23 protein-coding genes are annotated in these 26,375 nt (G+C 74.5%); 9 read left to right on the top strand and 14 right to left on the bottom strand.

Annotated features, from left to right (window positions below; all coding sequences use genetic code 11):
- Positions 1-19: 19 nt before the first annotated feature.
- The 3 genes from ACFYU0_RS00835 to ACFYU0_RS00845 form a co-directional block, all read right to left on the bottom strand.
- Positions 20-1,210 (bottom strand): spore photoproduct lyase family protein, encoded by a 1,191-nt coding sequence (locus ACFYU0_RS00835; RefSeq protein WP_389296815.1) that lies wholly within the window; start codon positions 1,208-1,210, stop codon positions 20-22.
- Positions 1,211-1,288: 78 nt separating this feature from the next.
- Complete coding sequence (locus ACFYU0_RS00840) at positions 1,289-1,795, bottom strand: TspO/MBR family protein (RefSeq protein WP_389296817.1); 507 nt, start codon at positions 1,793-1,795, stop codon at positions 1,289-1,291.
- A gap of 42 nt (positions 1,796-1,837) precedes the next feature.
- Positions 1,838-2,275, bottom strand: coding sequence for an SsgA family sporulation/cell division regulator (locus ACFYU0_RS00845; RefSeq protein ID WP_351660270.1), 438 nt, complete (start codon positions 2,273-2,275; stop codon positions 1,838-1,840).
- A 247-nt stretch (positions 2,276-2,522) separates the two neighbouring features.
- Here ACFYU0_RS00845 and ACFYU0_RS00850 point away from each other — a divergent pair, with 247 nt between their 5' ends.
- Positions 2,523-3,089, top strand: coding sequence for a DUF4383 domain-containing protein (locus ACFYU0_RS00850; RefSeq protein ID WP_389296819.1), 567 nt, complete (start codon positions 2,523-2,525; stop codon positions 3,087-3,089).
- Positions 3,090-3,233: 144 nt separating this feature from the next.
- On the opposite strand, the gene ACFYU0_RS00855 is transcribed toward ACFYU0_RS00850, so the two are convergent.
- The gene (locus ACFYU0_RS00855; RefSeq protein ID WP_389296821.1) at positions 3,234-3,413 is read right to left on the bottom strand and encodes a DUF6480 family protein; all 180 of its coding nucleotides are present in this window, start codon (positions 3,411-3,413) and stop codon (positions 3,234-3,236) included.
- Between the two features lie 182 nt (positions 3,414-3,595).
- On the opposite strand from ACFYU0_RS00855, the gene ACFYU0_RS00860 reads away from it, so the two are divergent.
- Positions 3,596-4,444 carry an SDR family NAD(P)-dependent oxidoreductase gene (locus tag ACFYU0_RS00860; RefSeq protein ID WP_389296823.1) on the top strand — a complete coding sequence of 283 codons (849 nt, stop codon included), beginning with the start codon at positions 3,596-3,598 and terminating at the stop codon, positions 4,442-4,444.
- A 49-nt stretch (positions 4,445-4,493) separates the two neighbouring features.
- Here the strand turns inward: ACFYU0_RS00860 and ACFYU0_RS00865 are convergent, their stop codons facing one another.
- The 3 genes from ACFYU0_RS00865 to ACFYU0_RS00875 all read right to left on the bottom strand — a co-directional run bounded on the left by ACFYU0_RS00865 (position 4,494) and on the right by ACFYU0_RS00875 (position 8,133).
- Positions 4,494-6,083, bottom strand: coding sequence for an FAD-dependent oxidoreductase (locus ACFYU0_RS00865; protein WP_389296825.1), 1,590 nt, complete (start codon positions 6,081-6,083; stop codon positions 4,494-4,496).
- Positions 6,080-6,814 carry a methyltransferase domain-containing protein gene (locus ACFYU0_RS00870; RefSeq protein WP_351660283.1) on the bottom strand — a complete coding sequence of 245 codons (735 nt, stop codon included), beginning with the start codon at positions 6,812-6,814 and terminating at the stop codon, positions 6,080-6,082. Before ACFYU0_RS00870 ends, ACFYU0_RS00865 begins: the two co-directional genes overlap by 4 nt.
- A gap of 122 nt (positions 6,815-6,936) precedes the next feature.
- A complete protein-coding gene (locus ACFYU0_RS00875; protein ID WP_389297938.1) occupies positions 6,937-8,133 on the bottom strand; it encodes a lycopene cyclase family protein in 1,197 nt (398 codons plus the stop codon).
- A 299-nt stretch (positions 8,134-8,432) separates the two neighbouring features.
- On the opposite strand from ACFYU0_RS00875, the gene ACFYU0_RS00880 reads away from it, so the two are divergent.
- From ACFYU0_RS00880 to ACFYU0_RS00895, 4 genes are all read left to right on the top strand, one after another.
- A complete protein-coding gene (locus tag ACFYU0_RS00880; protein ID WP_351660288.1) occupies positions 8,433-9,704 on the top strand; it encodes a polyprenyl synthetase family protein in 1,272 nt (423 codons plus the stop codon).
- Entirely contained in the window at positions 9,701-11,242 is a 1,542-nt protein-coding gene (gene crtI, locus ACFYU0_RS00885; protein WP_351660290.1) for a phytoene desaturase family protein, read from the top strand. The genes ACFYU0_RS00880 and crtI overlap by 4 nt, the downstream gene beginning before the upstream one ends.
- Positions 11,239-12,243, top strand: coding sequence for a phytoene/squalene synthase family protein (locus ACFYU0_RS00890; RefSeq protein WP_351660293.1), 1,005 nt, complete (start codon positions 11,239-11,241; stop codon positions 12,241-12,243). Before crtI ends, ACFYU0_RS00890 begins: the two co-directional genes overlap by 4 nt.
- Before the next feature lie 208 nt (positions 12,244-12,451).
- Complete coding sequence (locus ACFYU0_RS00895; protein ID WP_389296827.1) at positions 12,452-13,459, top strand: DUF5914 domain-containing protein; 1,008 nt, start codon at positions 12,452-12,454, stop codon at positions 13,457-13,459.
- 334 nt (positions 13,460-13,793) lie between these two features.
- Here ACFYU0_RS00895 and ACFYU0_RS00900 read toward each other — a convergent pair whose 3' ends face one another.
- A complete protein-coding gene (locus tag ACFYU0_RS00900; RefSeq protein WP_389296829.1) occupies positions 13,794-14,834 on the bottom strand; it encodes a MerR family transcriptional regulator in 1,041 nt (346 codons plus the stop codon).
- 239 nt (positions 14,835-15,073) lie between these two features.
- Between ACFYU0_RS00900 and ACFYU0_RS00905 the strand changes: the two genes are divergently transcribed.
- Positions 15,074-15,709, top strand: coding sequence for an RNA polymerase sigma factor (locus ACFYU0_RS00905; protein WP_389296831.1), 636 nt, complete (start codon positions 15,074-15,076; stop codon positions 15,707-15,709).
- 121 nt (positions 15,710-15,830) lie between these two features.
- Here the strand turns inward: ACFYU0_RS00905 and ACFYU0_RS00910 are convergent, their stop codons facing one another.
- Complete coding sequence (locus ACFYU0_RS00910; protein WP_389296832.1) at positions 15,831-16,724, bottom strand: DUF6424 family protein; 894 nt, start codon at positions 16,722-16,724, stop codon at positions 15,831-15,833.
- A gap of 461 nt (positions 16,725-17,185) precedes the next feature.
- Between ACFYU0_RS00910 and ACFYU0_RS00915 the strand changes: the two genes are divergently transcribed.
- A complete protein-coding gene (locus ACFYU0_RS00915; protein WP_389296835.1) occupies positions 17,186-17,809 on the top strand; it encodes a lasso peptide biosynthesis B2 protein in 624 nt (207 codons plus the stop codon).
- Position 17,810: 1 nt separating this feature from the next.
- Entirely contained in the window at positions 17,811-19,589 is a 1,779-nt protein-coding gene (locus tag ACFYU0_RS00920) for an asparagine synthase-related protein (RefSeq protein ID WP_389296837.1), read from the top strand.
- Here the strand turns inward: ACFYU0_RS00920 and ACFYU0_RS00925 are convergent.
- The 5 genes from ACFYU0_RS00925 to ACFYU0_RS00945 form a co-directional block, all read right to left on the bottom strand.
- The gene (locus ACFYU0_RS00925) at positions 19,573-20,796 is read right to left on the bottom strand and encodes a hypothetical protein (RefSeq protein WP_351660312.1); all 1,224 of its coding nucleotides are present in this window, start codon (positions 20,794-20,796) and stop codon (positions 19,573-19,575) included. The two genes, ACFYU0_RS00920 and ACFYU0_RS00925, sit on opposite strands and share 17 nt — an antisense overlap.
- 341 nt (positions 20,797-21,137) lie before the next feature.
- Positions 21,138-22,358 (bottom strand): metallophosphoesterase, encoded by a 1,221-nt coding sequence (locus tag ACFYU0_RS00930; RefSeq protein ID WP_389296839.1) that lies wholly within the window; start codon positions 22,356-22,358, stop codon positions 21,138-21,140.
- Between the two features lie 111 nt (positions 22,359-22,469).
- The gene (gene adh, locus ACFYU0_RS00935) at positions 22,470-23,993 is read right to left on the bottom strand and encodes an aldehyde dehydrogenase (protein ID WP_389296841.1); all 1,524 of its coding nucleotides are present in this window, start codon (positions 23,991-23,993) and stop codon (positions 22,470-22,472) included.
- Between the two features lie 56 nt (positions 23,994-24,049).
- A complete protein-coding gene (locus ACFYU0_RS00940; RefSeq protein WP_389296843.1) occupies positions 24,050-25,369 on the bottom strand; it encodes a GAF domain-containing protein in 1,320 nt (439 codons plus the stop codon).
- 78 nt (positions 25,370-25,447) lie between these two features.
- Positions 25,448-26,044, bottom strand: coding sequence for an N-acetylmuramoyl-L-alanine amidase (locus ACFYU0_RS00945; protein ID WP_389297940.1), 597 nt, complete (start codon positions 26,042-26,044; stop codon positions 25,448-25,450).
- Positions 26,045-26,375 lie beyond the last annotated feature (331 nt).

Below are 26,375 nucleotides of genomic sequence, written 5' to 3' on the forward strand. Positions count from 1 at the left end.
GCGGTCCGCGGGGCCCGGTTCAGAAGGCGTACCGGATGCGCAGCCAGGGGGCGTGCGCCGCGACGAGCCCGCGCAGCTCGTCCAGCGCCCTCGCCTTGACCACGTGGTCGTAGCGCACGTTCAGCGCCCCGTTCTCGGAGCGTTTGCCCTCCTGGACGCCGGGCTGCCAGAGCACGTCCTCGGCGCGCGGATGCCAGCCGAGGTTCACCTCGTGCAGTTCCCGGTTGTGGGTCAGCATGATCACTTCGGCGGCGGCCTGCCGTCTGACCCGGTCCGGGAGCACGTCGTCGAGCTGCCGGAGCAGCTCGGCCCAGGCCTCCTGCCATCCGGGGCGCAGCACGACGGGGGAGAGGTTGAAGTGCACCTCGTACCCCGCGTCCAGGAAGTCGGCCGCGGCGGCGATCCGCTCGGCCACCGGCGACGTCCGGATGTCCAGCAGCCGCGAGTCCTCGCCCGGCATGACCGAGAACCGGACGCGGGTGCGGCCCCGCGGGTCCAGCGCGAGCAGATCCGGGTTCACGAACTTCGTGGCGAAGGACGCCTTGGCGGTGGGCCACTGCCGGAATGCGTGCACGAGATCGGCGGTGTTGTCGCAGATCAGCGCGTCCACCGAGCAGTCGCCGTTCTCGCCGATGTCGTAGACCCACGCCCGGTCGTCGCACTGGTTGGGTTCCCGCTTGGGGCCCTGGCGCGCGATGTGCCGGCCCAGGTGGGCGATGATCCGCTCGATGTTGGTGAAGACGGTGACGGGATTGGCGTATCCCTTGCGGCGCGGCACGTAGCAGTACACGCAGGCCATGGCGCAGCCGTTGGACGGACCGGGGGCGATCCAGTCGGCCGACCGGCCGTTGGGCCGGGTGGTGAGCGTCTTGCGCTCGCCCAGCACCAGCGTCTCGCCCTTCACCCGCACCCAGCGCCCGACGTTCCCCTCGTCGCCGTGCAGCTGCGGGATGCGCCAGTGGGAGTCCACCTCGACGACCCGCGCGGCGGGGTGCCGGGCGAGGATCTGGCGGCCGCGGGGCGAGGCGGCGGCAGCGGGCTCGGCGTAGATCGTCCGCACGGGCAGCAGCCGCCGGGCGGCGTCGGAGTCGCGGAACAGCGGACCGGCGGCCGGCGGCCGGGCCGGCTCGCCCCCGGCGGGCCCGGCGCCGGGCAGGGCGTCGAGTCCGAACAGCGCGTCGTCGTCCGGCATGGCGGAGAAGTCCCTCATGTTCGGTTCGCTGTGTTTCTGGGCCGACGTCGCATACGCCCCACTGTACGCAGACGCAACAGGCCGGAGCGAAGTCCGTCAGCGGTTGAGCCGGACGATGGAGGCGTTCAGGGCGGCCGCGAAGGCGCACCAGCCGGCGTAGGGCGCGAGGGCCGCGGCCGCGGCCCGGTCGGTGCGGCCGATCCGCCGGATGAGCCGGGCGTTGCTGAGGTTGAGCAGCACGTTCCCGGCGAGCGCCGCCTCGGGGTCGCGGCGGGCGAAGAACAGCCGGCTCCACGAGGCGTTCAGCGCCAGGTTCGCGGCCAGCTCGGCGGCGATCCCGGCCCGCCGGCGCGGGTCGGGGGCGCGCCCGAGCGCGTGGCCCGCCGCGCAGGCGATCGACGCGTACAGCGGGGTCCACACCAGGCCGAACGCCCAGGACGGCGGCTGCCAGGACGGCTTGCACAGCGAGGCGTACCAGGTGCTGTCCGGATCGGTCGCCGTGGCGCCCACGGCGGCGGTGACGGCCACCGCCGCGGCGGTCGCGCCGTACCGCAGCCAGGGGCCGGGCCGCCGGGCGCCTGCCCGTTCGCTGATCACCTTCATGTCCTCACGTCTTCCCGGGCGTCGCCCGATGCCACCCGTCGGTCAGTCGCCGCGCAGCAGTTTCGCCAGGATGTCGTCCCAGACCAGGTGGGAGCTCTCCGAGCCCGCGGGCACCGCCTCGAACGTCTGGGCCAGCCAGCCCTCGAACGGGTCGGCCGGTATGTACAGCACGGCGGCCCCGCCCGGGCCGCGCAGCAGGATCCGCAGGGTGGTGGACCCGTGGCAGCGGCAGGGCGGCCAGACGCGTACGGAACCCTCCCCGGACGGCACCCGCAGTCCGGCGTCGAGCAGGTCGCGTGAGAACAGCCAGGGCGCGACGGTGTCGGGGCCGTCGCGGAAGTCCATGCGCACGGCGAACGGATCGGCCGACTCGTAGCTGAAGCGGACCTCGAGCCGGAGGGCCTCCGCGTCGCTGAGAACCAGACCGATGTCCAGGTCGGTGTGGAGACGCCTGGTCCGGTCGGGGTCGGTGGAGTGCATGACGCCTCCCGGATGAGGTGGATCGTGGGCCCCGCCCTGCGCGAAGCCCCGCACCCCCCACTTCCCCGCGGGGGCCCGAGGTGGATGCGGGCGGCCGGCGGCCGCCGCGAGGACGCGGGCGATCTCCGCGACCTCCGCGTGCAACCGTTTCGCACGCGCCGCCGGAAGAGACAGCGACGTGGGTGGCAGGGCGGTCCGAGCCGTCCCCACCCCTGGGGGGCCTGGCACGCATCGGAAAGGATGTGTCATGAGGCTTCGCGACGAATGGCCGGTCGACCACCGGCTGGCGACGGTCTACCGCTACGGCGCCGGACTCTGCGGCGGTGTCCTGCTGCTGTTCGGCTGTCTCGGCTTCGCCGACGAACTCAGCCCCTTCGGCACGGACGGCACCCGCATCGCGGGCATGTCGACGAACGGACTGCTGAGCCTGATCTCGGTGCTCTTCGGCCTGCTGCTGATCGGCGGCGCCGTGGTCGGGGGGAACTTCGCCTCCACGCTCAACATGGCCGTGGGGACGCTGTTCCTCGTCAGCGGTTTCGTGCACATCTTCGTCCTGGACCGGAGCGCCAACATCCTCGACTTCGGTCTGACGAACGTCTTCTTCACCTTCGTCATGGGCCTGCTCATCCTCACCTTCGGGATGTACGGCCGGGTCACCGGCGGGCTGCCGCACGACAACCCGTACTGGCGCCGCCGCCACCCGAGGGAGGCGGCACGGGAGTCCCTGGCCGCCCGGCGCAGGGAGCGGGCGCTCTCCCTGACCACGGCGCCGGACGCCCCGTCCCGGCTCCCGGCCACCCGGCCGCACGGCTGAACCCCCGCCCGCCGGCACACCGGCGCCCGGTGCGACGGACTCCCCGGCACGGTCGGACTCCCCGGCACGGCCCTCCGGCACGACAAGGGCGGCACCGCGATTCGCGGTGCCGCCCACGCTCGACGGGAGCCGTACCCCGAGGGCTCACAGATCGATCATCCGCACCACGAAGAACGCGGCGACGAGAAGGCAGCCGATCACGATGAGTGCCATCCAGACGCCAGGATGTTCCCAGATGCCGCCGTCGGGTCGCTCGGGGTGCGCTTCCGCCGTCGATCCCTCGACGGGCGGTGTCTCTCCGGGAGGGCGCAGGGAGTCGGTCATCGTTTCCACCTCCAGGGTCCGGGCGGTGGGAGCCGATCGCCGAGGCCGTGCGGCGCACGCCGGCGAACCGGTCCCTCTCGGACTCTTCCGAGCCGGCCGGACCACCGGATGCGGCGGATGCGCACCGCCGGGACGCACGGCTCGCCCGGTCCACGCGGCGTCCGCTCATCGGGAGGCATGACATGGAACTAGCCGGATCACGGGTACTGGTCGCCGGAGCCACCGGCGAGATCGGCTCCGCTCTCGCCCGCGAACTGCACCGGCGGGACGCCCGGGTCGCCGTCGCGGGCCGGGACCCGGACCGGCTCACAGGCGTGGCCCGGGACTGCGGCGACGCCCCGGCCTTCGGCATCGACGCCTACCGGCCCGACGTCTGCGCAGCGGCCGTGCGCGGCGCCGCGCGGCGGTGGGGCGGCCTGGACGCGGTGGCGGTCTGCGTCGGCGTCACCGCCTTCGGTCCCGCCGCCGAGGTGGACGACGCGGTGGCCGAACACCTCCTCAGCGTCAACGCGCTCGCGCCCATGGCCCTGCTCCGGGCCGCCGTACCCCTCGTGGGCCGAGGCGGGGTGCTGGCCGCGGTCACCGGTGTCGTCGTCGACACGCCCGTGCCGCGGATGGCCGACTACAGCGCGGCCAAGGCGGCGCTCGCCGCCTGGCTGCACGCGCTGCGCCGCGAACTGTGCCCGGCGGGCGTCCGGGTGGCGGACGTACGCCTGCCCCACGTCGCGACCGCTTTCGCCGGCCGCGCCGTGACCGGGTCCCCGCCCCGGCTGCCCCCGGGTCTGCCGCGGTCCGAGGCGATCCGCACGGTCACGGAGGCGCTGGTCCGAGGGGACGGAGTCGTCCGGCACACGGCGGCGGCACCGTCCGGCCGGGCGGACGGTGCCGACCTGGCGGCCGGGGCCGGCCGGGCGGATGGTGCAGACCTGGCGGCCGGGGTCGACCTGGCGGCCGGGGCCGGCCGGGCGGACGGTGCAGACCTGGCGGCCGGGGTGGGCGGTGCGGCCGGGGTGGAAGACGCCGACCGGTGACGCGGAGCCCGCCGCGGAAGCCCCGGCCCCGACCTCGCCGGGCGTCAGCTCACCCGCCGCCCGCCCTGGCCGCCGCCCAGCGCAGGGCGGCGAGGCGCCCCCGGCCCGGTACGGTCCACAACGCGTGCCCGCGCAGGCCCCAGCGCCCCAGCAGCGCGTTGGCCGCGAGGAAGCCGCTGGTCGCGGCCCGCTCCATCAGGGCCACCGGCAGACCGGTGCGGACCGTGTCGCCCGCCACGACCAGGCCCGGCGTGGAGGTGGTGACCGTCGGCCGGTCCGCGTGGCCGCCCACCGGGAACAGGGGGCAGTCGGCCCGCCACTCGTGACGGGCGTCCACCACCCGGGCCCGGGCCGTCTCGGGGTAGAGCCGGTGCAGTTCGCCGAGCAGCTCCTTCTGCGTGGTCTCCCGGTCGGCGTCCCCGGGCACGGCGTAGGCGTGCAGTTCGACGACCGAGCCGCCGGTGCGGCCGGCCCACCGGGCGGCCTCGCCCTCCCAGCCGCTGAGCACGCTGACGTTGTCCAGGGCCCCGAAGCCGCTGGTGCCGAGGAAGCCGGGCCGGTCCGCGCGCACGGGCCGGTCCAGCCACAGGCGGGACACCAGGAAGGGCGGGGCGGTGCGCAGCCGCGCCACCCGCTCGCGCCACCCGGCGTCCCCGAGACCGTCGCAGCGGCCCACCAGGGAGCGCAGGCCCCCCGGGTCCAGGGCCAGCACCACGGCGTCGTACGGCTCCTCGCCGCCGGCGGCGGTCACGGCGAAGCCGCCCGACGGCAGCGCGGAGACGCCCTCCACCGCGGTGCTGGTGCGCACGCGCGCGCGGAGCCGCTCCAGTCGTGCGGCGATCGGGTCCCACAGCGCCTGCGGGAACGGTTCCCGGGGCACGTCGAACAGCAGGCCCTCGGCCGAGCCGAGGAAGTAGATGTGGAACATCAGCGCCATCTCCGCCGCCGACAGCTTCCGCGGATCGGCGAAGAAGCTGCGGGAGAACACCTCGAAGGCCAGGTGCCGCGCCGCCGGCGGGAACCGGATGTTCTCCAGGAAGTCGTACGCGCTGACGCCGTCGAGCCGTTCGTACACCTCGGGCACCCGCACGTCCAGCAGCGGCAGGGCCGCGCTCGGGCGCATCCGGGCCAGGTCGCGCAGGGAGAACGACTCGCTCAGCGCCACGAACCCGAGCGCGCTCAGCGGCGGGGTGCGCGGCACGTGCCGGAAGCTGTCCTGCCGGCCGCTGCCGTGCCGCAGGGGGTAGTCCGGCAGGCCGGTGAGGCGGCTCAGGGCCGGATCGGTCCGGCGCAGCAGCGCGCGCAGGTTGTAGTACTGCCGGAAGAACGCGTGGAAGCCCCGGCTCATGGTCACCGTCGTGCCGTCGGCCAGCCGCGTGGACCACCCCGCCAGCCTGCCGCCGAGCTGCGCGTCGCGCTCGTACACGGTGACCCGCACCCCGCGCTCGGCCAGCGCGGTCGCCGCCGTCAGGCCGGCGATGCCGCCGCCCACGACCGCCACCCGCGGCGCTGTGGACTCCTCGGCACGACCGGCGCCGGGCGGCGCGGGCAGCAGCCGGGCCAGCCGGTCCCGGCCGGGGCGGGGCGGGCGGACACCGGATCCGGCGGGACGGCGCGGCCCGGCCGCCGGCCCGGTCATCGGCCCGTCTCCGAGCCGTCGGCGAACGGGCGGCGGGCGACGACGGTGTGGGTGATGCCGGTCTGCCAGCCGGGCAGCGGAAGTACCCGCACCCGTTCGAACCCCGCCCGCTCCACCCGGCGCGCGAGCTGCCCGGCGGTGTCGAAGGAGACGACGCTGCGCCACAGATGGCGGTAGAGCGGTCCGTCGCCGAGCAGCGTCGCGACCGGCAGGACGACCCCGCCGCACACCGCGTTCCACACCGCGCGGTGCGCCGTCCGCCCGCTCAGCGCGTACTCGTGCACCGCCAGCCGGCCGCCCGGCGCCAGCAGCCGGTAGGCCTGGGCGAGCACCGCGTCCGGGTCGGCGGTGTTGCGCAGCAGGTACGCGGCGAACACCGCGTCGAACGGGCCGCGCACCCCGGCCGCCGCCAGCCGCTCCACCGGCGCCTGCACGAAGCGCACCGGCCTCGGCCAGGGGCGCCGGGCCGCCCGTCGCAGCATCCCGGCCGACGCGTCCACGGCGGTGATGTCCGCGCCGGGCAGTGCCGCGGCCAGCGCCGCGGTCGAGGCGCCGGTACCGCAGCCGAGGTCCAGCACCCTCGGGGCCGCGACACCGCCGGGGAGGCCGAGGCGCCGGGCGGAGCGGCGCAGGTGGGCGTGGTAACCGGGATTCGCCGCCACGAGCGTGTCGTAGCTCCGGGCGGCGTGGTCGAACGCGGTCGCCAGCTCGGCGTCGCGCAGCACGGGCATGCCATCTCCGTGAGAGGTAGTGGGAACAGGTCCGGGGTCGTCAGGTGCGGGGTCGTCAGGTGCAGGGCCGGCGGGGGTCGTCGGTCACGCGGGTCGGGGACATGGACCGGGTGGTGAGGGGGTCAGGTCGCCGGGGCGCTGCGTCGCGGGGCGAACGGCAGGGAGAGCGCCGAGCCGAGCATCGCGGCGACGGGCACGTGCAGCCCGATGGAGAGGTCCTCCGCGAGGCCGGTGCGCCCGTCGAGGAAACGCAGCAGGCGGGGCGCGGGCACCCGGGTGAACAGGCGGGTGAAGAAGGCCGGACCGTCCACCCGGCCGTGGTCGAGGGCGTGCAGCAGGACCGCGTCCATGAGCCGGGAGCGGGCCGAGTGGGCGTGCGGCGGCACGGGGCGGCGCCCGGCGTGCAGGGCCGCGGCCACCGCGCCGGTCTGGCGCTGCACGGCGCTGAAGGTGTAGCCGGTCGCGGGCCGGGTGGCCCCGGCCGCGGCGCCGATGCGGAACACGGACGCCGCGGTCCGGCGGGGGAAGTCCGCGTCCGTCATCGGGATCACACCCTGCTCGCAGTCCAGCACCTCGTGGTCGCCCGCGCCCAGCACATCGCCGAGGTAGTGCCGCAGCGCGCGGTCGTAGGCGTCCCGGCCGAGCGGGCTGCGGGAGAACTCGGTGTACTCCACCAGCGCCTCCCGGGGGCCGGTCGGCAGGACGTAGCCGAAGGACAGGCCGTGCGCGGGCTGCGGGGTGCGGAAGTCCATCAGCTCCACGACGCCGGGATCGAACACCGGGCGGCGGGTGCGCACGAACCAGCCGCGGAAGTGCTGCAGCAGCGTCGTGCGGGCCGGTGGCAGCCGTTCGGGCGGCCGTGAATCGAACACCCAGCGGGCGCGCACCGTCACTTGGCCGCCGTCGGCCCGGCGCGCGTGCACCACCGCACCGCCGGGCGCGGACTCGACCCGCTCGGCGACGGCCTCCACGGTCGTCACCCACGGGCTCTCCGCGAGCGCCCGCCCGGCCAGTTCCTCCAGCGCGTCGGAGCGCAGCATCTTGTAGCGCAGCGGCGCGATGGCCGCGTCCACCGTCCGTCCGTCCCGGGACCGCACCCGCAGCCGCTGCCAGGAGGCCGTCAGCGCCTCGTCGTACGGCCCCGCGCCCGCCTCCCAGAAGCACCAGGTGCGCCGTGCCGCGCGGAACGGCCCCGGTGGCGCGGCCAGCAGCACCGCCGTCACCCGGCGCCCGTCCGCGGGCGGGCGGGCCAGCCGCAGCGCCAGCGACAGCCCTGCGGCCCCGGCGCCCACGACGGCGACGTCCGACTCCACCTCCACGGCGGCTCCCTCCACGGCGGCTCTCTCCGCAGCTCTCTCGGCGGACCGGCGGATCCGGCCAGTCTTCCCGCGCACCGGTCCCGGCGGATGCAGCCGGGAGCGTGTCGTGCGGGTGGTTACCCATGGCGCCGGCATGTCCACCGAATGGCGCATCCGGCGGGGCGACCCGCGCGGAATGTGTCACGACGACGTACCGGTCGCGACCGTGCCGGCACCCGACGCGACCGGTGCCGGCACAGCGCGACCCGGCCGGCCCGCCGACAGGCGGTCCGGCTCACCGACCGGCGAGAGGATCCGCGATGCGTTCCACCCAGGCGATCGGCCGTCTCACGGCAGACCCGCCGCGCAGGCCGCCCGCCGTGGCCGATTCCGACGACACCGGGGAAGGGGCCGCACCCGGCGGCGCCCGCGACGTCGACGAGGACGTGGCCGGCGCCGTCGGCCGGGAACTGCGCGAACTGCTCGCCGACCGCCTCGCGGGCTGCCACGGGCTCGACCCGGTGTTCGCGCGGGACGTCGCCGAGCGGACCGCCCGCTTCACCCGGCGCGGCGGCCGCCGCATCCGGCCCCGGCTCCTGTGGTGGTCGCTGCGCGCCTGCGGCGGCGGGGACCCGGCGCAGGTGCGGGTGGCGCTGCGCACGGCGGCGGCGCTGGAACTGCTCCAGACATGCGCCCTGGTCCACGACGACCTGATGGACCAGGCGCCCACCCGCCGCGGCGAACCGGCGATGCACGCCGACGTGGCCGAGCAGTACGCCGGTGCCGCGGCGGGTCCCGCCGCCCAGCGGCTCGGCGCGTCCACCGCGGTGCTCGCCGGCGACCTCGCCCTGGCCTGGGCGGACGACGTCCTGTCCGGGCTGCTGCTGGACCCCGGGCTGCCCCGCGACGCCGCGCACCGGCTGCACGAGGTGTGGCGGGCGCTGCGCACGGAGATGGTGGCGGGCCAGTACCTCGACGTGCGCGGCCAGGCCGTGTCGTCCGGCACCCCGGCCCGGTCGATCCGGGCCGCATGCCTCAAGAGCGCCCTCTACACGGTGGAACGGCCCCTGCACCTGGGCGCGGTGCTCGCCGGAGCCGACGACCTCACCGTCAGGACCCTGCGCCGCGCGGGACGCTGCGCGGGCCTCGCCTTCCAGCTGCGGGACGACCTCGACGACCTCTTCGCCGACCCCCGGATCACCGGCAAGCCGTCCGGCGGCGACGTGCGCGAGGGCACCCCGACCTACCCGCTGGCCGTGGCCCGGTCCCTCGCCGACGCGGCCGGCGACCGGCACGCGCTCGGCGTGCTCGAGCACGCGATGGGCCGCGCCGACCTCACCGACGGCGAACTGGCCGGCGTACGCGAGGTGCTCGTCGCCGTCGGAGCCCGCGACCACGTCGAGGCGCGGATCGCCCGGCTCACCCGGCGCTCCCTGCGCCACCTCGGCGAGGCCTCCCTGGAACCCGGCGCGACCGCCCGGCTGCGCGGCCTGCTTGCGGAGATCACCGGAACGGCCGGCCAGGTGCCCGAGCCCGCCGCGGCCCCGCGACCCGGCGCCCTGGCCGCCGCCGGAACGGAGGCGGGCCGGTGACGCGGAACATCGCTGGACCCACCGACCACGTGGTCGTCGTCGGCGCAGGCCTTGCCGGCCTGTCCACCGCGCTGCACCTGCTCGGCGCCGGCCGCCGCGTCACCGTCGTCGAACGCGACCCCCGGCCCGGCGGGCGCGCCGGCCGCATGGAGCTCGGCGACTACCTGATCGACACCGGGCCCACCGTGCTCACCATGCCGGAGATCGCCGACGAGGCGTTCGCCGCGGTCGGCACCTCGCTGCGCGACCGCGTCGAGCTGATCGAGCTCCATCCGGCCTACCGGGCGCGCTTCGCCGACGGCAGCACCCTCGACGTGCACACCGACGCCGAGGCGATGGAGGCGGAGATCGAGCGGTTCGCCGGCGGCGCCGAAGCGGCCGGCTACCGGCGGCTGCGCCACTGGCTGGGGCAGCTCTACCAGGCCGAGCGGGGCCGCTTCCTCGACGCCGACTTCGACTCGCCGCTGCAACTGCTCGGCCCCGACCTGGTCCGGCTCGCCGCACTGGGCGGCTTCGGCCGCTGGGAGGCGCAGATCGGCCGCCACGTACGCGACGAGCGGCTGCGCCGTGTCTTCTCCTTCCAGGCCCTGTACGCCGGCGTACCGCCGGAGCGGGCGATGGCCGCCTACGCGGTGATCGCCTACATGGACACCGTCGCCGGGGTGTACTTCCCGCGCGGCGGCATGTACGCCCTGCCGCGGGCCATGGCCGAGGCGGCGGCCGAGGCGGGGGCGACGTTCCACTACGGGCAGCGGGTGACCCGCCTGGAACGCTCAGGCGAGCGCGTCACCGCCGTGGTGACCGACGACCAGCGCATCCCCTGCGACGCCGTCGTCCTCACCCCCGACCTGCCGGTGACCTACCGCCTGCTCGGCCGCTCCCCGCGCCGCCCCGCACGCCTCAGGCACTCCCCGTCGGCGGTGATCCTGCACGCCGGCTGCGACCGCACCTGGCCCGAACTGGCCCACCACACCCTGTCCTTCGGCCACGCCTGGCGGCGCACCTTCCGCGAACTCACCCACACCGGTGAGCTGATGAGCGACCCCTCCCTGCTGATCACCCGGCCCACCGCGACCGACCCCGGCCTGGCCCCGCCCGGCCGCCATCTGCACTACGTCCTCGCCCCGTGCCCCAACACCGACATCGGTCCGGACGGCGCCGACTGGCCCGACCTCGGCGCGCGCTACCGCGACAGCCTGCTCGGCGAACTCGACCGCCGCGGCCTCACGGGCATCGCGTCCGCCATCGAGGAGGAGTGCCTGGTGACCCCCGCCGACTGGAGCTCGCAGGGACACGCCGCCGGCACACCGTTCTCCGCCGCGCACACCTTCGCCCAGACGGGCCCGTTCCGCCCGCGCAACCTGGTTCGCGGCACCGCCAACGCCGTCCTCGCCGGCTGCGGCACCACACCCGGCGTGGGCGTCCCGCCCGTCCTGCTGTCCGGGAAGCTGGCCGCGGCCCGCGTCACCGGCGGCGCCCGCATCCGCACCACCACCCGCCGGGACGCCCGGCGGACCGCCGAAGGAGTACGGCCATGACCACCCGCGAGCTGGACGCCGCTCGCATCACCGACCCCGGACTGCGCGCCGCCTACACCCGCTGCCGGGAACTGAACGCCCGGCACGGCCGCACCTACTTCCTCGCCACCCGCCTGCTGCCCCCCGACCGGCGGCCCGCCGTGCACGCCCTGTACGGCTTCGCCCGCTGGGCCGACGACATCGTCGACTCGCTCGCGGACGGCCCCGGCGCCCCCACCGGCGACGTGGCGGCGCGGCGGGCCGCCGCCCTGGACCGCCTGAGCGCCGACCTGATCCGGGGCCTGGCGGGCGGACACAGCACCGAGCCGGTGGTCACCGCCCTCGCCGACACCAGCGGCCGCTACGCCATCGACCCGCGCCACTTCACCGATTTCCTGGCCTCCATGCGCAGCGACCTGACGGTCACCGAGTACGCCGACTACGCGGCGCTGCGCGGCTACATGCACGGCTCGGCGGCGGTGATCGGCCTGCAGATGCTGCCCGTCCTCGGCACCGTCGTGCCACGCGAGGAGGCCGCCCCGTACGCGGCCGAACTGGGCGTCGCCTTCCAGCTCACGAACTTCCTCCGAGACGTCGGGGAGGACCTCGACCGCGGCCGGATCTACCTGCCCCAGGACCTGCTCGCCGCACACGGCGTCGACCGCGAGCTGCTGCGCCGCTGCCGGGACGACGGCCGCACCGACGGCCGGGTCACCGAGGCCCTGCGCGCCTTCGCCGACCTCACCCGCGCCGCCTACCGGCGAGCCGCGCCCGGCGTACCGATGCTCGACCCCGTCGCCCGCCCCTGCATCCGCACGGCGTTCGTGCTCTACGGCGGCATCCTGGACGCCGTGGCCGACACCGGCTGGGCGGCCCTGAACCGCCGCGCGGCGGTCCCCCGCAGACGCCGCGCCCTGGTCGCCGCGGACGGCCTGCTCCGCGTGGCCGCGGCCCGCCTGGCGGCCCGCCGCGAACCGGCCCGTGCCCCGCGCCCCTCCACACCGTGCGAGGAGGCCGCGTGATGCCGGGTCGTCGGCTCCGCCGAGCCGGTCTGCGTGTGTGTCCCGGCTGTGAGGCGGTCGCGTGTGGCGCCGCGCTGCCGTGCGGGCGCGGCGCGCTGGTCGCCGCGGACGGCCTGTCCCCGCTGCGGGTGGCGGCGGTCCGCCCGGGGGCCCGCCGTGGGTCCGCCCGCGCACTTCACCCGTCCGTACGCTGCGAGGAGGCCGCGTGATGCCCGATCGTCCGTTCCGACGAGCCCGCCTGCCCCTGCGCCTGCGGCGCGACCCCGTGGCGTGGGAACGCCAGCGGCCGACGTGGCGTGAGGCCCGGCCCGCGCTCATCGCCGACGCGCTCAAGCGGGCGCAGCAGCGGCCCAGCGGCAACTGGTTCGTCGTCGGCGCCTCCCGCGACCTGCCAAAGGACCGCCCGCTGGCCCGTTCCGTCGCCGGCCAGGAGGTCGTGCTCTGGCGCGACGTGCAGGACCGGCTCGTCGCCGGCCCCGGCGTCTGCCCGCACCTGGGCGCGCCGCTGCGGGACAGCCCGGTGCGGTGCGGCACCCTTGTCTGCCATTGGCACGGACTGGCCCTCAACGGCGCTCCGTTCGGCGGCTGGGAGCCCTGGCCGGCGTACGACGACGGGGTACTGCTGTGGGTGCGGCTGGACGACGTCGGGGGCGAGGAAGCCACCTCCCGGCCGCCGGTGCCGGAGCGGCCCGCCGTGGCCGGCGCGCTGACCGCCGTCTACACGGGGCAGGGCGTCTGCGAACCGGCCGACGTGGTCGCCAACCGACTCGACCCCTGGCACGGGGCCTGGTTCCACCCGTACTCCTTCGTCGACCTCACCGTCGTGGACGCCCCGGGGCGGGACGACGCCGAGGACGCGTTCACGGTCGACGTCTCCTTCAAGGTCGCCGGCCGCCTCGTCGTACCGGTCCGCGCCGTGTTCACCGCCCCCGGACCGCGCACGGTGGTCATGCGGATCACCGGCGGCGAGGGGGAGGGCTCCGTCGTGGAGACGCACGCGACACCGCTCGGCCCGGACAGCCAGGGCAGGCCGCGTACCGCGGTGGTGGAGGCGGTGCTGGCCACCTCCGAGCGCCCGGGCTTCGCCCTCGCCCGCCGCACCGCCCCGCTGCTCCGCCCCGTCATGCGTTTCGCGGCGGGCCGCCTCTGGCGCGACGACCTGGCCTACGCCGAACGACGCTGGGAACTGCGCTCCACGGGACGCTTCCCCGGGTGACCACAGGCCCGGGCCCGCTGCGCCACCCGGAACGCGCCACCCGTACCCGGCGTGACGAGCGACCCGGGCCCTGCGGCCCGGGACGAACGCCGTGTGCTCGTGCCCCGGGCGCCCCGTGCCCGGTCCGGGCTGCGTCGGCCGGCGGCCGTGGCGCGCGGCGGTCGTGACGCGTGGCATGAGCCGGGCCGGGGAGAACGGCGCCAACGGTCCGACGGCAAGTCCCTGGACACTTGGACGCGTGGAAGGGCGGCCGCGGGGCGTGCACGCGGGCCGCGATGAGGTCTCAGCCCAGCGGACCGTGACGCTCACCCCCCGGCCCGGCCGAACAAGTAGCTCACCCGCGCCGAGTGGACCGAGAAGCACCCTCCACGCAGTACAGGCCGCCCAGCGTCCGCACCGCGTCCCGCAGGCCGCCGCAGCGTGGGAAGTCTCCGGCCGCCCTGCGGTCCCAGCCCGGGCCCGCCGGCAGGACGAAGGGACGCCTGCGGGCGCCCGACGGGCCCCACTGAAGACCCGCCACGTGCCGGGCCAGCGGTCCCGACGCCGTCGAGCGGGTCTGCGCCCACAGCACGACGGCGACCGCGCCCGTGCGCCGGACACAGGCCAGCAGCGCCTCCACCGGCACGGCGGCGCCCAGCATGCGCGTCGGCACGCCCAGCTCGGCCAGCGCCGCGTCCAGCGCCTCCAGCGGCAGCGAGTGCTGCTCGCCGGGCGCGCAGGCCAGTACCACCGGCTCGGTGCCGGTGACATCGGCGGGGCGCGGCAGCACCAGCGGCGCGCGGCGCAGCGCGGTGGAGATCTGCCAGGACAGCAGGTGCTCCACCTCCACGTAACGGTCGCCCGACGACTCCCACTTGCGTCCCACCGCCCGCAGCGTCGGCACCATCACCTCCTCCCACGCCGTTGTCAGCCCGTGCTGCCTGACGGCGTCCAGCAGCCGGCTCTCCAGCTCCGGCGCGTCCAGCCGCACCGCGGCCCGGGCCAGCCCCCGGCACTCCTGGCGCACGTCACCGAGCGGCAGTCCGCCGCCGGCACCGCCGCGCCGGCCGGCCGTCTCGGGCGGCCGAACCGGCTCCGGGGCGGGGGCAGGGGCGGCCGGCACCGTCGCCGCGGGCGGGGCCCCCTCGCCGTGCGTGGAGCGGGCCACGCGTGCCGCCTCGGCGGGGGCCACGCCGGTCGCCGCCAGCCGGCACATCTCCTCGACCATCGCCACGTCCTGCGGGCTCCAGCGCCGGTGCCGCCCCTGCGACCGCGACGCCGGTCCCAGCCCGTAGCGCCGGTCCCAGGAGCGCAGCGTGGTGGGGGAGACACCCAGGCGCCGGGCCACCGCGCCCGTGGTCAGGCCGGCCGCCTCCGCCACGTCCACTTCACTCATGACCGTCAGCCCGTCGCTCCGAGGACCCGTAGGCCCGCCCGTCCCGCTTCCCGTTCGCGCGTCCCAGGGTACTCGATGCGATATCGATGCGAGTTGTGGGACCAGGGGTACCCCGCGCAGGGTGGAGACACGGACAGCGGAGGACGCGGGCACGGTGCAGAACCGGGCCGGGCCGCTGGCCGGAGGGGCGCCGCGGGACACCGACGACGCACACCGGGCTCACGAGGAGAGACGTGGTCATGGACCGTATCGCGGCTGTATCGGGCTCCGTAGTCACCGTCGGCCCCCGCGCCGCCGGCCTGCCGCCGGCGACGGGGGACGGCCCCACGCCCACCGCCGACGACGCGTCCTGGGCCGAGATCCACCGCCGGTGGGGCGGGTTGGTCCACGGACTGGCCCAGCGGGCGCTCGGCGACGCGAGGGACGCCGAGGACGTGGCCCAGCAGGTGTTCGCCGACGCCTGGCGCGGCCGGCACGGTTACACGCCGGAGCGCGGCACCCCGGCCGCCTGGCTGGTGGGCATCACCCGGCGGAAGGTGGCCGACGCGCTGGCCGCCCGTGCGCGGCGCGCGCGGCTCGTGGCGGCGGCCGCCGAGCAGCCCCCGGCCCAGAGCCGCGACGACACCGGCGAGCCCGAGGCCGCCCTTGACCGGATGGTCGTCGGGCGGGCCCTGCGCCAGCTCAGCACCCCGCAGCGCCAGGTGCTGCACCTGGCCTACTACGAGGACCTGACCCAGACGCAGATCGCCGACGTCACCGGCTGGCCGCTCGGCACCGTCAAGAGCCACACCCGGCGCGGACTCGACCGCCTCCGTCACTGCCTGGAGGACGAGGGCATCGCCAACCCTGAGCGCGCAGAAGCGATGCGAGTTTGAGTCATGCCATCCGAGTGATCGACGAGTGCGCCCCTGAACCGGCCGCCGACCGGACTCGCGCCGTGCCCGTCAAGCCGTCAGGCGGGCGCGTCGAACACGCCAGGCGGATACGTCGAGCCCGTCAGGCGGACGTGCGACTGCCATCCCGCCGGGCGCGCGGCGCCAGCGGACCGGAGGCCGTGCGCCGGCCCGGAGCGACCTGCAGGGCGAACGCCTGCATGGCCACGTCGCTGTTGGCCGGCAGGACCGCCATCAGCCCGCGTTCCTGGGCCTCCGCGACCGCCGGCGCGGCGACGCTTCCCTCGGGGACGAAGGCCAGCCGGACATGCCCGTCTCCCGAACCACGCCGGTCCACCGGCGCCACGGCGCCATGGGTGCCGTCGGGCAGCGTCACCCACAGCTGGAAGTCGTCGTATCGGACGAAGTCCGCGCCCTTGACCGGCCAGGGGTAATGGTGCTCGCCGGGCACGCTCGGGAGGATGCCCTGGTGGTTGCCGTGGCTCAGGGGCACGCAGGAGTTGAACAGCGAGTCGGTCCACGCCTCGACGGCGTCGGCGTCCTCGATGGGCGTGCGCAGCAGGTCCTCGGCCCGCTCGTAGCCCAGCTCCGCCAGGGCGGGCAGGGTGAGCGGGAAGGCGTCGACCAGTTCGGCGGCGTCCAGCCGCAGCCGGTCCACCTTCGCCGGGTCGGCGCAGAACTGCATGCTCCACTCGATGCCGACCCGCGCGCGGTACATGAGCCAGCCGCGCGCCCCCTTCACCCACAGGCTGCCGCCGTGGTGCATCTCCCACCGCTCGGAGTTCGCCGCCCCCGCCTCGGCCCCCCCATCGGCCGCCAGGGGCCGGGGTCCGTAGGGCAGGTCGGCGTCGTCCATGGTGTGGAGGATCTTCCGGGCCGTCGCCTTGGCGGCCCGGAAGTGTGACGATTCGAAGCGCTTCGGATGCTCGACGAGGCGGATCTTCCACGGATGGTTCTCCGATTCGATGCCGCCCAGCCGGATTTCAGGCTGACCCATCGCTGGTCTCCTCGGCCGGCCCCGCGGACGGCCCTCCGGCTCGCGGGGCGGAGCCCCCCTGATTCGTCCCCCCCCGCTCGCGTGCGTCCCCTGCGCACCCCTGTTTCCATCGTGCTCCGCGAACCGGCGGGTCGCGACCCCGGCAGTCGCCGAACGTAGGCGTATCTCAACCTCGCCCGGAATCGCAGCTGTTGACGACGCGTCGTCTCACTCTCCGCGCTGCCGAGCGGTCGCCCGTGATCCGGTTGCGGGGCATTGCGGGCGGAGTAGCGTGGAACTTGATCGGTCCTGCCTGATTCTGGAGGTGGGCGATGTTTCTCCGATTGCTGCGGCGTCGTAGGCCGCACCGGCTCGTCCTTCTCGGCGACGGCCGTCTCATCCGGGGCTTCAGTGGCGGAATGTACGACGGTCACGGTTACCAGCCCTGACACCGTTCGCGGTTGAATCCTGGAGGAAGTGCGGTGACAGAGGACACCCGGGCCCTGGCGGCCATGGCAAGGCTTCTGTCACCGCACTGCCGCGTCACCGCGATGTCCGACGGAGCCCTCATCGCGGACTGGAAGCGGACGCGTTTCATCGGCATGGCGGCGGCGGACGTCCGCAAGCTGACCGAGGGAAGCCCCGTGGAACGCGCCGAACTCATCGACGCCCTGAGACGCGCCGGGTGCGCGACGGACCGCCGGACGCCCCGGGCCGAAGCGGTCGTCGGGACCTGGTTGCGCGGGGTGCACCTGCTGATCCGGACCGCCGGATTCGGGCGCGTCCTCAGGATGATGTCCCTGGCCGCGCCCGGCTACGCCCGTGCGGACGCCCCCTCCGCCGACGAGGTAGCCCGGCTGAAGCAGGCGGTGCGGACGCACAGCAGGGACAGCTGGCTCGTCAACGGCGACTGCAAGTCCGAGGCGGTGACGGCCTTCGTCCTGTTGCGGCGCAGCGGCCTGGAGGCCGTCCTGCACGTCGGTGTGCGCGAGCACCCGTTCGCCATGCACGCCTGGACCGAGTCGGCGGGCGTGTGCATCCCCGACGCCGATCCGCGCGGGCACGCCTTCACATCGGTGCTCGCGATCGACTGCTGGGGCCGGTGACATGGACGCGCTGCGCCTCGAGTGGGCCGGGGGCGCGCCGAGACTGCGGACGGCCCGCGCCATGACCCGTCAGGGCCTCGTGACGACCGTCTCCTCACCGGCCGGGACCGCGGCCGTCGTCGGCTGGACCGGCTCGGCCCGCGACCGGGAGGCGGGCGCGCGCGATCTCCTCGACGCCTTCGGCCGGCCGGGAGCCGGCCCGCCGTTGCCGCCCGGCGACTACGCGGCCGTCCTGGTGTACGGCGACCGCGTCCTGCTGCTGCGCGACGAGCAGGCACGCGTACCGCTGTTCTTCAGCGAGTCCTCCGGCCGCGTGACCGCCGCCGGCACCGCGGCGCGCGGCCTCGGCAGCGCCGCCGCACTGGACCCGCGCTACTTCTGCCGCTACCTGACCGGCAACCTGGCACAACCGCACACGGACCTCACCCCCTTCACCGGCGTCCACCGCGTCCTCGGCGGAGAGGTCGTGGAGCTCTCCCGCACCGGCCGGATACGCGGCCGTACGCTGCGCCGCGTCCGCCGGGCCACCTGCCCGCCCCAGCCGGCAGCCGACGGACTCACCCGCGGGCAGGCCGCGAAGGAGCTGCGGCTGGCCCTGGAGAACGCGGTCGGCCGCCGTATGGGCACCGCGACGGCATGTCACGTGTCGGGCGGTACCGACTCCACCAGCGTCGCACTGCTCGCCGCACGCCTGCTGGCCGAGGAGCACGACGACCGCGGACAACTCGTCCTGCTCGCCGGGCGTTTCACCCAAGGCGAGCTGGCCGCGGAACGGCCCTACCTGGACCTGGCGATGCGAGGGATCCGCCGCTGCGCGCCCTCCGCCCGCCCGCTGGTCGTCGACGCCGACGACGTGGCCGACTTCGACGACTTCGAGCACCTCGCGGGAGACGCGGACGAGCCGCATCCGCACGCCTTCCGCGCTCCGTTCTGGAGCAGGCTCCACGCCGCGGCCGCCGGGCTGGGCTGTGACACCCTCCTCACCGGCTGCGGGGCCGACCCGGTCGCCGACGCCAACCCGTACCTCCTGCACCGGCTGGCCCGCACGGGCCGGTTGCGGCAGATGACCCGGCAGGCACGGGCCTGGGCCGCGGGCGGCGAGCGGGGTCTGCGGGACGTGGTCCACGCCTACGTGGTCCAGCCGGCCCTTCCGCTCGCGGCCGAGCGCGTCACCGCCCTGGCCGGCGGCGGCACGGTGCTCGGCGGCCTCGGCACCTTCAACCGCCCCGGATGGCTGCGGCCCGGCTTCGCGCGGGCACACGGCTACCGGCAGGCCGGTGCCGCCGAGAGCCGCTTCGTCTTCGGAAGAAGACCGGAACTGTCCCTGTACGACGCCGCCAACTACGCCGCCGCACCCGACCCGCTGTCCTGGCAGCGGGCGCCACGGGACGGGTTCCTCCTCTCGCACCCCTTCCTCGACCCGGACGTCATCGCCACGATGAGCGGCCTGCCCGCCTCGGTCACGTTCGAGCCCGGCCGCCCCAAAGCCGTTCTGCGCGCGGCGATGGCGGACCTGCTCCCCGCCCCGATCGCCGGCAGGACGTGCAAGGTCCCCTTCGACGACCTCTACGCCCGCGGCCTGCGGGCACACGGCGAGGAACTCATCGCCCTGTGCCGTTCCGCCCGGCATCCGCTGATCGCCGAGATGTTCGACGTGGAAACCCTGTGCCAAGCCGTACGCGAGGCCCAACTCGGCACCGGGGACTCCTACTCCTGGGACCGAGTGAACAGCTCCCTCGCCCTGGTCGCCTGGCTGGAGCGGCTCAACGCTGGCTCTTGATGTCCCAGAGGGTGCGCTCAACTGGGCCGGCAGCGATGTCGGTGAGGCCGTAGCGGCTTACCAGCTCCCTTTGCTCCTGCCCGGAGAGCTTGTTGCTCTCGTCCGCTCCCTCGCGAGTGACGCTCGTCTGCACGCCCGCACCGTGGCGGCCGAACGTCCAGTAGACGAAGACGAAACGAGGGTCTCTGGTGTTCTCGTCGATCGCGTTGTTCTCGTGCACCCGAGCTCGGTAGACGAGGGAGTCCTGGCCGCTCTTCTGCTGGTCCTTCACCCATGACGCGACATCGCGACCACCCCAGGAGGTCGTCACGAATTCGATCGGTGGGTCCAGCACGATCTGGTCCTTGCGCGCGAGTTTCGCGGTGGCGTAGAACGCAACCTGGTCGTAAGGGGTGTCCACGGGTACTTGGACCACCGCACGCGTGGTGAAGGCGTCACCCGATTCGATCCAGTCTCCCTGCGACATCCAAGGTTTCGCCTCCATCATCTCGCCGGGCTGGCGAATCTCCCTGCGGGAGAGCGGGTTGATCTCGCCTGAGGACCTGGCCCATTGCTGGGCGTCCCTTCGCCACTGTTCGCGGAGACGGTCCCTGGGGCTCAGCCGTACTCGTTCCCCCATGGCGTGAAATTCGGTGCCGAGCACGTAGAAGCCCACATCGGCGCGGTTCTGGATCGTGATGTCGACCGGAACCGCGAACGCCTTGCGGTCCTTGCTCGGCACCGCCTTCCCCACGGACAACGTGATCAGAGGCCTGGCCTGACGCCGGTTCGGCAAATAGAGGTTCTGGTAGCCGAAGTTGGCGACGGCGAGGACCGAGGAGACGACCAGGGCAGCGGCCACCCGTTTCGGCGCGGGGATCGTGACCGACGTCCGCCACACGGCGAAGACAGCCCACGCGGACCCCGCCACGAGTGCGCCGAACAGTGCCTGGAAGGTCACGGAATCGCCGCTCCGTAGTGTCCTGAGCAGGAGCATGGCGTTGGTCAGCAGCGCCGCGAACACGCCGACGAGCACGAGCAGGCCGGAGTACTGGAAGCTGTGCCGGATCCAGTAGTCCAGAACCGCGCCCGCGGCCAGGAGTGTGGTGAACGCGACCACGATGAGGACGGCGCCGGTGAGGCGACCGGGGAAGGTCAGGGCATGGGCGAAGTTGCCGATGCCGAACCAGCCCAGCAGTACCGTCGTCCCGAGAAGGACGAGCAGCATCACCACCACGCTCAGCCGGGACTGCCAGGTGTTCAGGCACGGCCGCTGCACCTTCGGCCGTAAGCTGACGTGATTCTTGGGAGGAGTCCGCACCCGATTACCTCCGGGGGTGGCCGTGCCGAGGGTTCGCCCTCATCGTCCGTGGCGAACGACCGGTGCGCCATCGGAACACCCCCGGACGTGGGATGTCCCCGCCACCGCAGCCGGCTCGGGCCTCGGGATGGCGCGGCCGCACGTGGCGAGTGGGACGTTCCAGGGCCAGGTCGCGCACGTGGTCGACAGCGGCGGCCGGACACGAATCCCGCCGCCGCGGTGGAGTGACCGGCGCGGCGGAGGCCGAGCTACGTCGGGTGGGACACCTGCGGGGAGCGCAGTACGAGCAGGGTGATCTCGCTGGGCGCGAAGACGCGGAACGGCGGGCCCCAGAAGCCGGTGCCGCGGCTGGTGTAGAGGAGGGTGCGGGGGCCGTGGTGGCTGAGGCCGGCGAGGGCGGGCTGGTCGATGCGGACGAGGTGGTGGAAGGGCCATATTTGGCCGCCGTGCGTGTGGCCGGAGAGCTGGAGGTCGATGCCGGCGGCCGCCGCACGGTCGATGAACTTGGGCTGGTGTGCCAGGAGCAGGACCGGCAGGTCCGGGTCGGCGCCGTCCAGGGCTCCGTCGAGGTGGGCGCGGTGGCCCGCCAGGCCGGAGGACTCGGCGGTGACGTCGTCCACGCCGGCGACCACGAGGGTGTCGCCGCCGCGTTCGAGCAGCAGATGGCGGTTGCGCAGCGGCTCCCAGCCCAGCTCGTCCATCAGGTCGACCCAGCCCTGGGCCTCGCTGTAGTACTCGTGGTTGCCGGTGACGTACACACGGGCCCGGGTGGCGCGCACAGTGCCGAGTGGGGCGGCCTGGGCGCGGCGGCGTTCGGCCGTGCCGTCCGCGATGTCGCCGGTGTGGCAGACCAGGTCGGCTTCCAGGCTGTTCACCGTCTCGCAGACCCGTGCCGACCAGCGGGCGCGATCGAGTGGGCCGTAGTGGGTGTCGGTGATGAGGGCGACGCGGAGGCCGTCCAGTCCGGCTCCGAGCCGTGGGAGCTGTACGTCGAGTCTGCGCACCCGTGGCACGCGGCGGGCCTCGGCGTACCCCCAGGCCAACAGCACGGCGGTTACGCCGAGTACGGCCCAGGTGACGGTTCGAGCCCGGTCCTGGCTCTCGCCGACGGCGGCCAGGACCAGGGCGAGCCGCAGGAAGACGCCGAGCAGAACGGACCAGGTGAACAGGACCCAGCTCGCGCCCAGCAGGGTGGCGCCGATGATCGCCGCCCCGTCCTGCTGGCGCCGGCCGTGCCCGCGCATCATCGCGAGCGGCATCCCGCCGAGGCCGAGGACGAACAGGGCGGTGCCGACCAGCGTGACGGACAGCGGCCAGTGCTGGCCGGCGTAGAGGAGCACCCAGCAGGGCACGGTCCACAGAAGTACGGGCGCGATCAGGGGGATGAAGCGCATCAGGCGGTGCAGACGGCTCTTCCGCGGAGCCTGCGCTTCGCCGTCGGCGGGTCGGGTGTTGCTGGTGTCGGTCACGCTTCCCCTCTCTGACCAGGCTGCCGTCCAGGGTCTCACGCGGCACCGACAACGGGTTGCCCGGAGCACCAGCACGTCTCCGGGCAACCCGACTCCAGGACTCCGCGGGCCCTAGAAGAAGCCCAGCTTCTTCGGCGAGTACGACACCAGCAGGTTCTTCGTCTGCTGGTAGTGGTCGAGCATCATCCGGTGCGTCTCGCGGCCGATCCCGGACTGCTTGTAACCGCCGAACGCGGCATGCGCCGGGTAGGCGTGGTAGCAGTTCGTCCAGACCCGGCCCGCCTGGATCGCCCGGCCCGCGCGGTAGGCGGTGTTGACGTCACGCGTCCACACCCCGGCGCCCAGGCCGTACAGGGTGTCGTTCGCGATCTTGACGGCGTCGTCGAAGTCGTCGAAGGAGGCCACCGAGACGACCGGTCCGAAGATCTCCTCCTGGAAGATCCGCATGCGGTTGTCGCCCTCGAAGATGGTCGGCTGGACGTAGTAGCCGCCCTTCAACTCGCCGTCGTACTCGACGCGCTCGCCACCGGTGAGGACCTTGGCGCCCTCCTGCCGGCCGATGTCCAGGTAGGAGAGGATCTTCTCCAGCTGGTCGTTGGAGGCCTGCGCGCCGATCATCGTGTCGGTGTCGAGCGGGTGCCCCGGCTTGATCAGCCGGGTACGGGCCACCGCCGCCTCCAGGAACTCGGCGTAATGGCCCCTTTGGACGAGCGCCCGCGAGGGGCAGGTGCACACCTCTCCCTGGTTGAGCGCGAACATCGTGAAGCCCTCGAGAGCCTTGTCCCGGAAGTCGTCGTCGTGCGCCCAGACGTCGTCGAAGAAGATGTTCGGCGACTTGCCGCCGAGTTCCAGCGTGACGGGCTTGATGTTCTCCGAGGCGTACTGCATGATCAGCCGCCCGGTCGTGGTCTCCCCGGTGAACGCCACCTTCGCCACCCGGGGACTGGAGGCCAGCGGCTTGCCCGCCTCCGCGCCGAAGCCGTTGACGATGTTGAGCACACCCGGCGGCAGCAGGTCGGCGATCAGGCTCACCCAGTAGTGGATGGACGCCGGGGTCTGCTCGGCCGGCTTGAGGACGACCGCGTTGCCCGCGGCGAGCGCCGGCGCGAGCTTCCAGGTGGCCATCAGGATCGGGAAGTTCCACGGGATGATCTGCGCCACCACGCCGAGCGGCTCGTGGAAGTGGTACGCCACCGTGTCGTCGTCGATCTCGCTGAGCGAGCCCTCCTGTGCGCGGATGGCGCCCGCGAAGTAGCGGAAGTGGTCGATGGCGAGCGGGATGTCGGCCGCCAGCGTCTCGCGCACCGGCTTGCCGTTCTCCCAGGTCTCGGCCACCGCGAGGGCCTCGAGGTTCGCCTGCATGCGGTCGGCGATCCGCAGCAGGATGTCGGACCGCTCCGTCACCGACGTACGGGCCCAGCCGGGCGCCGCCTTGTGCGCCGCGTCCAGCGCCCGCTCGACGTCCTCCGCGGTGCCGCGCGCGACCTCGGTGAACGGCTGCCCGTTGACCGGTGACGGGTTCTCGAAGTACTGCCCGCGCACCGGCGGCACGTACTCGCCGCCGATGAAGTGGTCGTAGCGCGCCTGGTAGGAGACGATCGCGCCCTCGGTGCCGGGCGCCGCGTAACGGGTCATGCTGGTCTGCCTCCCGGTGAAGCGCTGCCCGCCGTCGGGCAGCTCTCGGCGCGAGGCTAGGCGCGCGGACGTTGCGAGTACGTTGCGCCGCGGCCCGGCGGCGCGGGCGCCCGGCAGGGCGGCGGTACCGGCAGAGCCAGCTCGCCCTCCAGTGCCGCGAGCCGTGCCCGTACCGACGCCGACGGCCGCACCGCCGCCAGAGCCCGCCACACCTCCAGGTCGTCCTCGCCCCATGGGGCGCGCGCCCAGCCGGCGAGCAGGTCGGGGTCGCGGTGGGCGATGAGCGCCGACCGCATCCCCTCGGCGAGGCGCCGCCGCAGCCGCACCACCGCCGGGGCCTGGGAACCCGGCAGCAGCGGACCGGTGTACGCCGTCACCGCCCCGGTCAGCGCGCCCGCCTCCAGCCGCCGCTCCACCACGGTGGCGTCGCACTCCACCGCGACCGACAGCCGGTACGGCCGCGAGACGAGCAGTCCCGGGCCGATCAGGCGGCGCAGTCGTGCCAGCTCGGCACGCAGCGTCACCGGCGTCACCGCCTCGTCCTCGTACAGCGCGCACAGCAGTTCGTCTCCGGTCAGCCCCTCCGGATGGCGGGCCAGCAGCACGAGGATCTCACTGTGCCGGCGCCCGAGCCGGACCCGCCGTCCGCCCAGGCGGAGTTCGGCCTCGTCCCGGCCCAGCGCGCTGAGCAGGGCCGTGTCCTCGGCGTGCCGGGGCGGCGCCAGCAGTGCGAGCTGTGACTCGGCGGCCCGGGCCACCGCCTGGACGAAGCCCAGGCTGTGCGGGTGCGCCAGCCCGTCGCCGCCGGTGATGTCGACGGCGCCCAGGACCCGCCCGGTGTGCGGGTCGTGCACCGGCGCGGCCGCGCAGGTCCAGGGCTGCACCCGCCGTATGAAGTGCTCCGCCGCGAACACCTGCACCGGCCGGTCGAGTGCCACGGCCGTCCCCGGCGCGTTGGTGCCGACCGCCGCCTCGGACCAGAGCGCGCCCGGCACGAAGTTCATCCGGTCGGCCAGGCGCCGGGTCGCCGGGTGCCCCTCGACCCAGAGCAGCCTGCCGTGCGCGTCGCACACCGCCAGCAGGTGCTCGCCGTCGGCGGCGAACGAGCCCATCAGCTCCCGGAACAGCGGCATCACCTGGGCCAGTGGGTGCTCGGCCCGATGGGCGCCGAGATCGCCGTCGGTCAGCTCCACGTTGGCCGTGCCGTCCGGCCCCACGCCGGCCCGCGCACTGCGCCGCCAGGACTCCGCCACCACCGAGCGCACCGGCCGCGGCACCGTGCCCGCCGTGGTGAACGTCTCGTGTGCCCGGCGCAATGCCCGGACGCGCTCGGCGGGATCGGCCCCCGGTTCCAGGGCCACCCAGGGATCGGTCAACTGGCCCTCCCGGACGGTGAAACGGCTGGCACCATCGTCACTCGACGTGTTGGTGGGGACAACCGGTTCGACAGCCGCCTAGGCGAAATTGACCAGTCTGATGTAGCGCACCCAGTCCCACAGCGGTCCGGGATCGGAGTGATCGCTGCCCGGCACCTCGTAGTGGCCGATGATGTGCTGTCTGTCCTTGGGGACGCCGTAGTGGGCGCAGATCGCGGCCGTCAGCTTCGCCGACTGCTCGTAGAGGGCGTCGGTGAGGTAGGCCGGCTGGTCCACCCAGCCTTCGTGCTCGATGCCGACGCTGCGGGTGTTGTAGTCCCAGTTGCCCGCGTGCCAGGCGACGTTCGCCTCGCGCACGCACTGCGCCACGTGACCGTCCGCCGAGCGGACCACGTAGTGGGCGGACACCTTCTTGTCGGGGTCGCGGAAGATGGCCAGGGTGTCGCTGTACGTCTCCTGCGTGATGTGGATGATCACGCGGTCGATCGTGTAGCTGCCGGGGCGGTTCGACGCCGTGTAGTTCGTGGAGACCGCCGGCTGCCACTCGGCCGAGGGGTAGTCCACGGCTGCCTGCGCACCCGCGCGGGCGTCGGTGAGCAGCGCGGAAGGGGCCGCGGCGAGTGCCGCGCCCATCAGGATCCGTCGCCTGCTGAGCTGGAGTCCGGGCCGGTTCATGTCCATCGTCGGCTGCCTTTCGGGGAGCGGGTGGGGGAGGATGGGGGGGCCGTGCCATGGGTGGCTGAATGGCTGACGTGGCGTCAGGGATCGAGAGGCGGTTGCGGTCTCGCGCGGCCGCGTGTGCGTGCCGCGTGCCAGCCACCGCACCAGGTCAAGCTGCGGTATCAGCCACGCGTCCTCCAGCGGACGCGCCGACCCGGCCGAGATCGGCCGCGTGTCTGACTCCAACCGGGTCCAGGGGGTGACGACGGGCTTGGGGTGACCGACGCTCGTCACGCCGGTCAGTGCGCACTCCACGGCCACCCCTTCCCCCTGGATGTCGGCGCCT

The organism is Streptomyces sp. NPDC003720, from assembly GCF_042875075.1.
Taxonomy (GTDB): Bacteria; Actinomycetota; Actinomycetes; order Streptomycetales; family Streptomycetaceae; genus Streptomyces.